This window comes from Nonomuraea sp. NPDC050404 (assembly GCF_040655495.1).
In the GTDB taxonomy this organism is placed as follows: Bacteria; Actinomycetota; Actinomycetes; order Streptosporangiales; family Streptosporangiaceae; genus Nonomuraea.
In genome coordinates this window covers 36519-48704 of the sequence record NZ_JBFAKB010000042.1, presented here as the reverse complement: position 1 = coordinate 48704, position 12186 = coordinate 36519, and the positions used below count along the sequence as shown (strand labels likewise).

At 70.0% G+C, this 12186-nt stretch carries 10 protein-coding genes; 6 read left to right on the top strand and 4 right to left on the bottom strand.

The annotated features are described in order from the left end of the window. Positions 1–41: 41 nt before the first annotated feature. Both AB0I81_RS58310 and AB0I81_RS58305 read left to right on the top strand, forming a co-directional pair. Positions 42–755: a hypothetical protein gene (locus AB0I81_RS58310; protein ID WP_360678022.1), complete on the top strand. Its 714-nt coding sequence runs from the start codon at positions 42–44 to the stop codon at positions 753–755. Beyond that, entirely contained in the window at positions 752–2104 is a 1353-nt protein-coding gene (locus tag AB0I81_RS58305; protein WP_360678020.1) for an O-antigen ligase family protein, read from the top strand. The genes AB0I81_RS58310 and AB0I81_RS58305 overlap by 4 nt, the downstream gene beginning before the upstream one ends. Here the strand turns inward: AB0I81_RS58305 and rfbC are convergent. Continuing rightward, the gene (rfbC, locus tag AB0I81_RS58300) at positions 2043–2588 is read right to left on the bottom strand and encodes a dTDP-4-dehydrorhamnose 3,5-epimerase (protein WP_360678018.1); all 546 of its coding nucleotides are present in this window, start codon (positions 2586–2588) and stop codon (positions 2043–2045) included. The two genes, AB0I81_RS58305 and rfbC, sit on opposite strands and share 62 nt — an antisense overlap. Positions 2589–2705: 117 nt before the next feature. Here rfbC and AB0I81_RS58295 point away from each other — a divergent pair, with 117 nt between their 5' ends. Genes AB0I81_RS58295 through AB0I81_RS58280 form a run of 4 tightly spaced genes read left to right on the top strand, consistent with a single transcriptional unit; the run spans position 2706 to position 8195 of the window. After that, positions 2706–3500, top strand: coding sequence for a WecB/TagA/CpsF family glycosyltransferase (locus AB0I81_RS58295; protein ID WP_360678016.1), 795 nt, complete (start codon positions 2706–2708; stop codon positions 3498–3500). Positions 3501–3524: 24 nt separating this feature from the next. Then, positions 3525–5594 (top strand): glycosyltransferase, encoded by a 2070-nt coding sequence (locus AB0I81_RS58290; protein WP_360678014.1) that lies wholly within the window; start codon positions 3525–3527, stop codon positions 5592–5594. A 16-nt stretch (positions 5595–5610) separates the two neighbouring features. Further along, complete coding sequence (locus AB0I81_RS58285) at positions 5611–6894, top strand: hypothetical protein (RefSeq protein ID WP_360678012.1); 1284 nt, start codon at positions 5611–5613, stop codon at positions 6892–6894. A gap of 17 nt (positions 6895–6911) precedes the next feature. Next, positions 6912–8195 (top strand): hypothetical protein, encoded by a 1284-nt coding sequence (locus AB0I81_RS58280; RefSeq protein WP_360678010.1) that lies wholly within the window; start codon positions 6912–6914, stop codon positions 8193–8195. Here AB0I81_RS58280 and AB0I81_RS58275 read toward each other — a convergent pair. From AB0I81_RS58275 to AB0I81_RS58265, 3 genes are all read right to left on the bottom strand, one after another. Then, complete coding sequence (locus tag AB0I81_RS58275; RefSeq protein ID WP_360678008.1) at positions 8185–9081, bottom strand: NAD-dependent epimerase/dehydratase family protein; 897 nt, start codon at positions 9079–9081, stop codon at positions 8185–8187. The genes AB0I81_RS58280 and AB0I81_RS58275 overlap by 11 nt on opposite strands. A gap of 188 nt (positions 9082–9269) precedes the next feature. After that, on the bottom strand, positions 9270–10316 hold the full coding sequence (locus tag AB0I81_RS58270; RefSeq protein WP_360678006.1) for a 2-oxoacid:ferredoxin oxidoreductase subunit beta: 1047 nt from the start codon (positions 10314–10316) through the stop codon (positions 9270–9272). Next, entirely contained in the window at positions 10309–12153 is a 1845-nt protein-coding gene (locus AB0I81_RS58265; RefSeq protein WP_360678004.1) for a 2-oxoacid:acceptor oxidoreductase subunit alpha, read from the bottom strand. The genes AB0I81_RS58270 and AB0I81_RS58265 overlap by 8 nt, the downstream gene beginning before the upstream one ends. Positions 12154–12186: the final 33 nt, after the last annotated feature.

Below are 12186 nucleotides of genomic sequence, written 5' to 3'. Positions count from 1 at the left end.
CCGATTGCCTGAATAGGGGTGAGACGTGCCTGGGGGGCTGTGTGGACTTCTGGAAGGCGATCTCCGTCCTGTTCCGCCGCTGGTACGTGGCACTGTCGGCGCTGCTGCTGACGTTCATCGCCGCCTACGGCATGTACGCCACGATCCCCACGCAGTACAGCTCGACCACGCTCATGGTGCTCACGGTGCCGACCAGCGGCTCCTACCGGATGCCCCAGCCCACCGTGCCGAACCCGCTGGTCAACCCGCTGCTGAACTTCGACGGCGGCCTGAACATGACGGCCTCGATCATGGTGCAGGTGCTCAACGGCCCCGAGGTGGCCGGACAGCTGGGCGTGCACGCGGAGTCCACCACCACCTACCGGGTCCACAACGGCCACCCCAACCCCGAACTGCTGATCAACGCGCCGTTCGTGGTCATCGAGGGCACGAGCCTGTCGCCGCAGGAGGCCAAGAAGATCGTGCAGCGGGTCGCCGAGCGCGCCAAGATCGAGCTGAAACGCCGGCAGGAACGGCTGGGCTCGCCGCCGGAGACCTTCATCAACCTGACCGAGATGATCGCGCCCACCGAGCCGTTCGCCGAGCGTGGCGGGAAGACCCGCACCGCGGCGGTCGTGTTCGCGCTGGGCGTCATGGCGGCCCTGGCCGCCTCCTACGCCGCCGAGAGCATCATGCTCGGGCTGCGCCGCCGTAAGGAGCAGCCGCCGCTCAGCGAGGCGGCCACCCCGAGCGAGGAAGCGGTGCTGCAACGATGACCGTGCTCCTGCGGCCGTCACAGGAGGTTCGCAGCGCGGACGGCGCCACCCTGTGCGCCATCTTCGTCGCGGTCCTCATCCTGGTGCCGGCCCGCCAGGTGATCGGCGGGCTCCCCTTCGACCTGACCTACGCCGAGGCCGTCGGCCTGGTGGCCGCCGTCTGGTGGTGCTGCGCCCACCTGACCAGCACGCTCGGCGCCGCCAAGGGCCCGAACCTGGTCCGGTACGGCATCTACTTCTACGTGATCACCTACCTGGTCACCTACGCCTACACGACCGCCGGTTACCTGCCGGCCCACGAGCTGGCCCTGTCGGACCACGTCCTGGTCATCACGGTCGGGGTCGTCGGCATGGCGTTGCTCGCCGTGGACGGGGTGTCCGGCCGCGACCGCCTGGACCTGGTGCTGAAGACTCTCGTCGTGGCCGGCGCCATCATGGGCGTGATCGGCGGGCTGCAGTTCCTGCTGTCGTTCGACCTCACCCAGTACCTCCAGGTGCCCGGCGCCCGCCTGCGGTCGATGGAGGAGACGATCCTGCAGCGCAACGGGGTCAACCGGGTGGCCTCGACGGCCACGCATCCCATCGAGTTCGGCGTGGTGTCGGCGATGATCCTGCCGCTGGCCCTGCACTACGCGTTCGACGCCTGGGAGCGTCGCACGCCCGCGCTGCGCTGGTGGATCCTGTGCGCGCTGGTCGCCTGCGGGATGGCGTTCTCGGCCTCGCGCTCGACGGTGCTCGGCCTGGTGGCCTCCGGGATGATCCTGCTCGCGGGCTGGAACAAGGCCAGGCGGCTGCGGGCGGGCGCGGGGCTGATCGGTTTCCTGGTGTTGTTGCGGCTGTTCGTCCCCGGGCTGCTCGGCGCGATCTTCGGGCTGTTCAGCAACCTGGACAACGATGAGAGCCTGCGCTGGCGGACCAACGATTACAGCTCCGCGCTGGCCGAGTTCGCCCAGCATCCCTGGTTCGGGCGGGGCAACGGCACCTGGTTCCCGCCGCACCATCCCGTCTTCGACAACCAGTATCTGCTCACCGCCGTGCAGGGCGGGATCTTCGGGCTGCTCGGGTTCGTCGGGCTCTTCCTCATCGGCATGTTCGCGGCGCTGCGGGCCAGGCGGATCAGCACGGACGCGCGTACCAAGGACCTTGGATTGACGCTGGCGGCGGCGCTGGCCGTGCCGCTGCTCGGCTGCGCCACCTTCGACCTGAACTCCTTCAGCACCGCGAACTCGCTGGCGTTCCTGCTGATCGGGCTGGCCGGCGCGCTGCTGCGCACGGTGCACCGCGACGCTAGGGCTGCAGTAGCCGCTGTGCCTCCTTCCACGAGCCCGCCGCCAGGTCCCGGGCGCTGATCGTGGTGACCGGCAGCGGCCAGGCGATGGCCAGGTCGGGGTCGTCGTAACGCACCGAGATGTCCTCGGCCGGGTCGTGCTCCCTGTCGATCCGGTAGCAGACGTCGGCCTCGCTGAGCGCCTGGTAGCCGTGCAGCAGGCCGGGGGGCACGTACAGGTGGGCGAAGGTTTCGTCGTCGAGCGTGACCGTCATCTGCTCGCCGAACGTCGGCGAGGCCGGCCGGGCGTCGACCAGCACGTCGAACACCGCGCCGCGGGCGCACCTGACGAGCTTGGCCTCGCCGCGCCCCGATCGGCCGTGCATGGCCCTGATCACGCCGGTGGCCGTGCGGGACTGGCTGTCCTGGACGAAGGCGGCCGGGTCCAGCCCGTGCTCCCTCGCGATCGCGGCGTCGAACGTCCTGGTGAACAGGCCACGCTCGTCGCGGTGGGGGGTGGGGATGAACAGCAGGGTTCCGGCCAGCGGGCCGCGCTCCACTCTCATGGGGCAATCCTGACTGTTGTGATGTAACGGATAAAGCTCTGCTCCGATGACAAAAAGGAAGGACTGACGGCGCGGGGGCAAAGCACGTCATGCCCTAGAAGGGGTGAGGACATTCCGGTGGACCGCTCCCCAGACATACCCGCGCCGTGCGCGCGCGTGGGCGCGATCGAGGTCATGGCGCTGACCGAGCCCGAGGTCGCCGAGCACGTCACACGTGCCTGGCGGGACGGTACGGGCGGCGCGATCGTGACCGCCAACGTGGACATCGTCCGGGCCGCCACCCGCGATCCCGAGCTCACCGCGCTGGTGGCCGGATCCGAACTGGTGGTGGCGGACGGCATGCCGGTCGTCTGGGCCGCCAGGATCGCGGGACTGCGCCTGCGGGACCGCGTCACCGGCGCCTCCCTGGTCTTCACCCTCGCCGAGCGCGCCGCGCGCGAAGGCCGCTCGGTCTTCCTGCTCGGCGGCGAGCCGGGAGTGCCGCAGAAGGCCGGCGAGGTGCTGGCCGCACGCTATCCGGGCCTTCGGGTGGCGGGCGCGTACGCGCCGCCCTTCGGCTTCGAGCGCGACCCCGGCGAACTGGACAAGGCGGTGGCCCTGGTCCGCGAGTCCAAGCCCGGCCTGGTCCTGGTGGGACTCGGTTTCCCCAAGCAGGAACGGGTCATCGCCGTGCTCCGTCCCGAGCTGCCGGACGCCTGGTACCTGGGCTGCGGCGCCGGCATCCCCATGGCGGCCGGGCACTTCAAACGGGCCCCGCGCGCCCTGCAACGGGCGGGCGGCGAATGGATCTTCAGGCTCGCGCTGGAGCCCCGCCGCCTGGTGCGCCGCTACCTGCGCGACGACCTGCCCTTCGCCTTCGCTCTGCTGGCCGGCGCCGCCTGGCGGCGCCTGACCGCCGACCGTCGTCCCTGACTCCCCACAGATTGGCTGCCGCCGATGAGCGTCCGCACGCTTGCCGTCGTTATCGTCACCTACAACAGCGGCGAGATCATCGAGGAGTGTCTGACCAGCCTCGGACCGGCGCTGCGCGACGCGGGGCCCACGAGGACCATCGTGGTGGACAACGACTCGGGCGACGACACTGTGGACAAGGTGCTGGCCGCCGGTCCCGGCGTCGAACTGGTCCGTACGGGCCGCAACGGCGGGTTCGCGGCCGGCGTGAACGCGGGCATCACCGCCGCCTCCGGCTGCGACGTCCTCGTGCTGAACGCCGACATCAGGCTCCACCCCGACTCGGTACGGCTGCTGCGCGAGCGGCTGGCCGAGACGGGCGTCGGCATCGCGGTGCCCCGGCTGACCCACGAGGACGGCACGCTCCAACTCTCGCTGCGCCGCCGCCCCACCGTGCTGCGCGCCGTGGGCGAGGCCCTGATCGGCGGAAACAGAGCGGGCATGTACGCGCCCCTCGGCGAACTGGTCGTCGACCCCCGCGCCTACTCCGTTCCCGGCAGCCCGGACTGGGCCACCGGCGCGGCCTGGCTCATCTCGCGTGAGTGCCTGGAGACCGCGGGGCTGCTCGACGAGCGCTACTTCCTGTACTCGGAAGAGACCGAGTACATGTTGCGCATCCGCGACCACGGCTTCACCATCGCCTACGAGCCGCGCGCGCAAGCGGTGCACCTGGGCGGCGACCAGGCCAACTCCGCCCCACTGTGGACGCTGGCCGCGCTCAACCGCGTCCGGCTGCACCGCGAGCGGCACGGCCGGGCCCGCGCCCTGCTCATGCGGCTCGCGGTGGCGCTGAACGAGGCGCTGCGCGCGGTGAGTCGCGGCAGGGTGGCGGGCACCCGCCACCGGCGGGCCCTGCGCGCGCTGTTCACCATGTCGAAGTGGCCCACCCTCCCCGGCGCCCCGCCGGACTACGTGTGCTTCTCCGCCCAGGACTGGTGGTACCACAACAGGGCGCACTCGGACTTCCAGCTCATGCGCCACCTGGCGGACACCCGCAAGGTGCTGATCGTCAACAGCATCGGCATGCGCATGCCGACGCCCGGCAAGTCCACGTTCGTCATCCGGCGGTTCGTCAGGAAGTTACGCAGCGTGGCCAAGTTCGTCCGCAAGGTGGGACCCCGGTTATGGGTGATGTCCCCGCTCCCCGTCCCCCTGTACGGCACCCCTCAGGGCCGGGCGCTGAACGCCTGGCTGGTCAGGACGCAGGTACGGGTGGTCTGCGCGCTGCTGGGACTACGCAGCCCGGTGATCATGGTCACCATCCCGACGGCCTGGGACGCGGTACGCCCGATGAAGCGCCGCGCCCTGATCTTCAACCGCTCCGACCGCCACTCGGCCTTCCCCGAGTCGGACAGGGCCACGATCGAGGCACTCGAACGCCGCCTGCTGGAACGTGCCGACCAGGTCGTCTACGCCAGCCGCGCCCTGATGCGCGAGGAGGAGCCGCTCACCGGTACGCGCGGCCACTTCCTCGACCACGGCGTGGACCTGGAGCACTTCACCCCCGTCCCGGCCGAGCGGCAGCCGGACGACCTGCTGGCCATCCCCGGGCCCCGGATCGGCTTCTTCGGCGCGCTGGACGACTTCGTGGTCGACTTCGAGCTGCTCGAACGGGTCGCCGTGGAACTGCCCGAGACCTCGCTCGTCCTGATCGGTGACGCCAACGGCGACATGGGGCGGCTCACCAAGCATCCCAACGTGCACTGGCTCGGCTTCCGCCCGTACTCGGTGATCCCCGCCTACGGCTCCGGCTTCGACGTCGCGATCATGCCCTGGCTGGGCAACGACTGGATCAAGCACGCGAACCCGATCAAGCTCAAGGAGTTCCTCGCGCTCGGCCTGCCGGTGGTCAGCACCGAGTTCGACGAGCTGGCCCACTACGCCGGGCGGGTCAGGGCGGCGGCCACCGCCGAGGAGTTCATCGCGGCGATCAGGGCGAGCCTGGCCGACGGCCCGCCGCAACCGCCGGCGGCGCTGCGGGCGTCGCTGGCGGAGGCCTCCTGGGCGGGCCGGGCCGCCGCACTGGCGGCGCTGGCCGAACGGACCAGCACATGAGGGAACAGATCAGCACATGAGGCTCGTCACGCTGGCCAAGGCGGCGACGGTCGGGACGGCCGCCGCCGTGGCGATCGGGGGCTGGGCCTGGTTGCAGGGCAACCCCGGCGCGTCCGCGCCGGACACGATGACGGCCGCGAGCATGTCGTTGCGGCCCGTGCCCTGGGAAGGCGGCCCGGCCGCCTACGCCGCCTGGCCCCGGGCGGTCGAGGCGGGCTGGACCCGCCCCTCGTTCTTCCCCGTCGGCCTGTGGTTCGCCGCGGTCCGCAAGGACGAGCACGTCGCCACCGACCGGGCCATGGGCATCAACACCTACCTCGAACTGACCGGCGACAGCCGTCCCGCTCTGCTGCGCAAGGCCGGGATGAGCGCACTGAGCACCGAACGCCCGACCGGCGCGGGCGCCGAGACCGTGGGCACGACGCTCGCGGGCAAGGCCGACGAGTGGGCGGGCATCGGGCAGGCCGACTGGACCGGCGAGACCGGCTCCGAGCCGTGCAGGCCCAAGCTGTCGTACTGCGGCCACACCGTGCTGCGCACGCTCGCCGACAAGTTACCCGGCGGCTCCCGGCCGGTCTACGCCACCTTCGGCAAGGGCGTCGCCCACCAGGCCACCGACCCGCAGGGCGGCAAGTTCGTCAACGACTACGCCGACCTGATCGGCGTGGACGTCTCCTGGTACGCCGACAAGAACGTCTGCACGGAGGCCGCCCGCTGGCGGCAACTCCCCCCGGCCCAGTGCCGCCTCGCGGCCAACTACGGCGCGGTCGTGGACCGGCTGCGCGACCTGGACGCCCTCGACGGCCGCAGAAAGCCCGTCTTCGCGGTCATCTCCCTCGCCGGCCTGACCCCGGGCCAGGTGGGCGGCGCGGCGATGAGCTCACTGATCCACGGCGCGCGCGGCATCGTCTACGACGCCCACAGCCCAGGACCGCGTTGCAAGAGCGACAACCTGCTGCGCAGTTCCTGCGGCGCGCCGATCGGCAAGGCCGTGACCGAGCTCGGCGCGCGGATCGCGCGGCTCGCACCCGTGCTCAACACCCAGTCCTACGCCTACGACTTCGCCCCCGAGCTGGACACCATGCTCAAGAGGCACGACGGCTCCTACTACCTGTTCGCCATGCCCGGGCGCGGCACGCCGACCGGCGACCACCAGCTCACGGTCCCGGCGAACCTGTCGGCGGACGGCAAGATCGAGGACTTCCTGACCGGCCGGCCCATCGAGGTCGACCGGGAGGGCCGCTTCACCGCGACCTTCGCCACCGAGCACACGTACCACGTCTATCGGATCACCCCGTAACTGGGAGAGAAATGGCCTTGCGGAAGGTATCGAAGTGGACCCTGCTGATCCCGCTGGTGCTGCTGGTCGGCGTGGGCTGGGTCGTCGCGCAGGTGGGGGCCAGCGCCGAGCGCCTCGACCTGCCGCGGGTCCCCTGGGAGGGCGGCCCGAAGTACTACGCCGGCTACGGCGCGCCCGCGGCGGCGGGCTGGACGGACCCGGCGTTCTTCCCGATCGGGGTCTGGTTCGAGTCCGTCCTTGAGGAGCGCGACATCCGGCTGGACAAGGAGGCGGGGCTCAACACCTACATAGAGCTGACCGGCAACAGCAACATGGAGCTGGTACGCAAGCACGGCATGCACGCCATCACCGGCAAGCCCCTGCCCGGCATGGGCAAGGAGACGGTCGGCTACCTGATCACCGACGAGGCCGACATGTTCGCCGGGCCCGGCGACGGCGTCTGGAGCGGCAAGTTCGCCGGCGAGGGCAAGCCCTGCATCCCCGACAAGCCGCCTTGCGGCTACACGGCGATGCGCACCCTCAAGGACAAACTGCCCAAGAACGACGGCCGGCTGCACTACGCCAACTTCGGCAAGGGCATCGCCATGTGGGAGACGGACGAGCAGGCGCGCAAGTTCGTCAACAGCTACACCGACGCCATGTCCACCGACATCTACTGGTACACCGACGCCAACATCTGCGCCGAGGCGGAACACTTCCTCGGGCTGCCCCGCGACCGCTGCCCCCGGGCGGCCAACTACGGCAGGACCGTTGACCGGAGCCGGGAACTCGACGCCATGGACGGCCGCCTGCAGCCGGTCTACGCCTTCATCGAGGTCGGCTGGCCCGGCCAGAACGGCCGCCAGGCGATCACCCCCGACCAGCTCGGCGGGGCCGTCATGAACGCCCTCATCCACGAGGCGCGCGGCATCGTCTACTTCAACCACAGCTTCGGCGGGCCCTGCATCAGCCAGCACGTGTTGCGCGAGCCGTGCAACAAGGACATCCGGGCGGCCGTCACCGAGCTGAACCGGCGCATCGCCTCGCTCGCGCCGGTGCTCAACACCCAGTCCTTCGCCCACACCTTCGAGTCCAGGCTCGACACCATGCTCAAGGAGCACGACGGCTCCTACTACGTGTTCGCCACCGTGGGGGAGGAGGCCGCACCCGGCTCGTACGCGCTGCGGCTGCCCGACGCCCTGGCCTCGGCCACCAGCGCGGAGGTGCTCTTCGAGAACCGCACCGTCCCCATCCGGGACGGCGCCGTCTCCGACACGTTCGAGCGGCTGGACTCCTACCACATCTACAAGATCACGCCGTGAGGCCGGCATACCATTCGAGCGTCCGGCGTAGGCCGTCGGTCAGATCGACGGTGGGACGCCAGCCGATCAGGTCGAGGGCCGGGCCGGTGTCGGCCGCCTGCGTGATGTCCAGCGCGCGGTCGGCCACCGCGCCGAAGGGCGGCTCCGCCGGGTTGCCCGCGAGCTCGTAGAGCAACTTGACCAGTTCGCGCACCGAGGTCCTGATCCCGGTGCCCACGTCGAAGGACTGCCCGATGGCCCGGTCGCTCTCGGCCGCGGCCACGAAGGCCGACACCACGTCGTCCACGTACACCCAGTCGGCCACCTTGGCGCCGCTGGTCAGGCGCGGCTCCTCGCCCCGCAGCAGGGCCAGCGTCACGTACGGCACCAGCTTGCTCGTGTCGCGTTGCGCGGGCCCGTACACCATGGAAGGGCGCAGGACCGTGCAGGGCAGATCCCACAACCGCCGGTACAGGTCGGCGTAGCCCGACGCGGCGTGCTTGGCCATCGCGTACGGCGACGGCGCGGCGGCGTGCCCGTTGCCGGGGCGGGGCTCCTCGATCGAGCCGGCCAGCACCACCCGGCACTCGTGACGCACGGCGGCCGTCAGCAGGTTGACCGTGGTCTGCAGGTTGCCCGCCAGCGTGACCGGCACCATCTCCGGGTCCCTGGCGCCGTTGACCTCGCTGGCCAGGTGGAAGACGACGTCGGGGGAGACCGCGCGCAGCAGCCCGGCGGTGGCCTTCTGGTCGCGCAGGTCCACCTGGTGCCAGCGGAACGCCTGCGTGCCGATCCCCCTGCTGACCGCGTGGACGTCGGCCTCCAGCGCGGCCAGGCGGGTGGCGAGGTGCCCGCCGATGAAGCCCGAGGCCCCCGTCACCAGGACCCGTTTGTCCTTCCACGTCACGAACGTGTTATCCCGTGCCGACCGGGGGCCGTTACAACGGGACTTGTTCGTGCCGGCCGGGGGGCGTTACGGCGGGACTTGTTCGTGCCGGCCGGGGGCGTTACGGCGGGACTTGTTCGTGCCGGCCGGGGCCGTTACAACGAAACGCCGCCGCCCCGAGGGGGCGACGGCGTTCTCTTGCCGGAAGATCAGCCGATCCGCCAGGTGTCGCCACCCAGCAGCAACTCGCTCAGATCGCCGGGACCCTTCTGGGCCACCGACTCCTCAAGCTGCTCGGCCATCAACACGTCGTACGCCGGACGCTCCACCTGACGGAAGATGCCGACCGGCACGTGCTCGAAGGCCGGCTCGTCCAGCCTGGACAGCGCGAACGCCACCGACGGGTCGGGGTTGTGCGCGTCGTGCACGAGGATCTGCTCCTCGCTCACGCCCTCGCGGGGCACCACCTCGATGCCGCCGTTCGCGGCCCGCACGACGGCCTTGGAGGAGCTGACGATCGGCTGCCCGTGCTCCAGGCGCAGCGTGATGTCGTCGCGGACCTCGGGGTCCTTGAGCTGCTCGAAGGCGTTGTCGTTGAAGATGTTGCAGTTCTGGTAGATCTCCACCAGCGACGTGCCGCGGTGCGCGGTGGCCGTGCGCAGCACCGACTGCAGGTGCTTGCGGTCGGAGTCGAGGGTCCTGGCCACGAACGACGCCTCGGCGCCGATGGCCAGCGAGATCGGGTTGAACGGCTTGTCCAGCGAGCCCATCGGGGTCGACTTGGTGATCTTGCCAACCTCGGAGGTGGGCGAGTACTGGCCCTTCGTCAGACCGTAGATCCTGTTGTTGAACAGCAGGATGTTCAGGTTGACGTTGCGGCGCAGCGCGTGGATCAGGTGGTTGCCGCCGATGGACAGCGCGTCGCCGTCACCGGTGATCACCCACACGCTCAGGTCGGGCCTGCTGGCCGCCAGCCCGGTCGCGATCGCCGGCGCGCGGCCGTGGATGGAGTGGAAGCCGTAGGTGTTGAGGTAGTACGGGAAGCGCGAGGAGCAGCCGATGCCGGAGACGAACACGATGTTCTCGCGCTTGAGGCCCAGCTCGGGCAGGAAGCTCTGCACCGCGGCCAGGATCGCGTAGTCACCGCAACCCGGGCACCAGCGCACCTCCTGGTCGGACTTGAAGTCCTTCAGGCCCTGCTTGACGTCCGTCTTGGGAACGAGCGACAGGCCCTTCCCGTTGACAAGCTCAGTCACTGTCGATCACATCCTGGATGACTCCGGCCAGCTCTTCCGCCTTGAACGGGAGCCCGCGCACGCGGTTGTAGCTGATCACGTCGACGAGGAACCTGGCGCGCAGCAGCAGGGCGAGCTGGCCGAGGTTGATCTCGGGCAGCAGCACCTTGTCGTAGCGCTTGAGCACCTCGCCGGTGTTGGCGGGCAGCGGGTTGAGGTGACGCAGGTGCGTCTGTGCGACCTTGCCGCCGTTGCGCCTGATGCGCCGTACGGCCGCGGCGATCGGCCCGTACGTCGAGCCCCAGCCGATCACCAGCACCCTCGCGTCGCCGTCGGGGTCGTCCACCTCAAGGTCGGGAACGTCGACTCCGGCGATCTTGGCGGCCCTGGTGCGGACCATCAGGTCGTGGTTGTTCGGGTCGTAGGAGATGTTGCCGGTGCCGTCGGCCTTCTCGATGCCGCCGATGCGGTGTTCGAGCCCGGCGGTGCCGGGGATGGCCCACGGGCGGGCGAGAGTCTCGGTGTCCCGCTTGTAGGGCAGGAACTCACCGTCCACGCCGTTCGGCTCGCTCGTAAATTCCTGCGAAATGTCGGGCAAGTCGGAAATTTCGGGCAGGCGCCACGGCTCGGAGCCGTTGGCCAGGTAGCCGTCCGAGAGCAACATGACCGGCGTGCGGTACTTGACCGCGATCCTGGCCGCCTCCACCGCGGCGTCGAAGCAGTCACTCGGCGACATCGGCGCCACGATCGGCAGCGGCGACTCGCCGTTGCGGCCGAACATGGCCATCAGCAGGTCCGTCTGCTCGGTCTTGGTCGGCATGCCGGTGCTGGGCCCGGCGCGCTGCACGTCCACGATGATCAAGGGCAGTTCGGTGGTGACCGCGAGGCCGACCGTCTCGGCCTTCAGCGCCACGCCGGGACCACTGGTCGTGGTCACGCCCAGCGCCCCGCCGAACGCGGCCCCCAGCGCCGCTCCGACGCCCGCGATCTCGTCCTCCGCCTGGAAGGTACGGATCCCGAACCGCTTGTGCTTGGACAACTCGTGCAGGATGTCGCTGGCCGGGGTGATCGGGTACGACCCCAGGAACAACGGCAGTTTCGACTGCACACTGGCGGCGATCAATCCGTAGGCCAGCGCCTGGTTACCGGAGATGTTGCGATAGACGCCCGGTGCCAGCTGCGCGGGCTTGACCTCGTAGGAGACCGAGAACGACTCGGTCGTCTCACCGTAGTTCCAGCCCGCCTGGAACGCGGCGATGTTGGCCTTGGCGAGTTCGGGCTTCTTGGCGAACTTCTGCTCAAGGAACCTGATGGTCTGCTCGGTCGGCCGGTGGTAGAGCCAGCTCAGCAGGCCGAGGGCGAACATGTTCTTCGAGCGCTCGGCGTCCTTCTTGGACAGCTCGAAGTTCTCCAGGGCCTTGACCGTCAGCGAGGTCAGCGGCACCGCGTGCACGCGCCACTCGCTCAGCGACTCGTCCTCCAGCGGGTTGGCCGAGTAGCCGACCTTCTGCAGGTTTCGCTTGGTGAACTCGTCGGTGTTGGCGATGATGTCCGCGCCCCTGGGCAGGTCGCCCAGGTTGGCCTTGAGCGCGGCGGGGTTCATGGCCACCAGCACGTTCGGCGCGTCGCCCGGCGTGAGGATGTCGTGATCGGCGAAGTGGAGCTGGAAGCTCGACACACCGGGCAGCGTGCCTGCGGGCGCGCGGATCTCGGCCGGGAAGTTGGGGAGTGTCGACAGGTCGTTGCCGAACTCCGCCGTGCCGGCGGTGAAGCGGTCACCGGTGAGCTGCATACCGTCGCCGGAGTCTCCGGCGAACCTGATGATCACGCGGTCGAGTTGCTGGACCTGCTTCGTCACAGCTCAGTCCTCCTCGACGCGCCTATGCGCGGT

Excerpts from the sequence above, each read along its gene's own strand:
- AB0I81_RS58285 (WP_360678012.1), top strand. The coding sequence starts at position 5,611 with ATGAGGCTCGTCACGCTGGCCAAGGCGGCGACGGTCGGGACGGCCGCC.
- AB0I81_RS58290 (WP_360678014.1), top strand. The coding sequence starts at position 3,525 with ATGAGCGTCCGCACGCTTGCCGTCGTTATCGTCACCTACAACAGCGGC.
- AB0I81_RS58305 (WP_360678020.1), top strand. The coding sequence starts at position 752 with ATGACCGTGCTCCTGCGGCCGTCACAGGAGGTTCGCAGCGCGGACGGC.
- rfbC (WP_360678018.1), bottom strand. The coding sequence starts at position 2,588 with ATGAGAGTGGAGCGCGGCCCGCTGGCCGGAACCCTGCTGTTCATCCCC.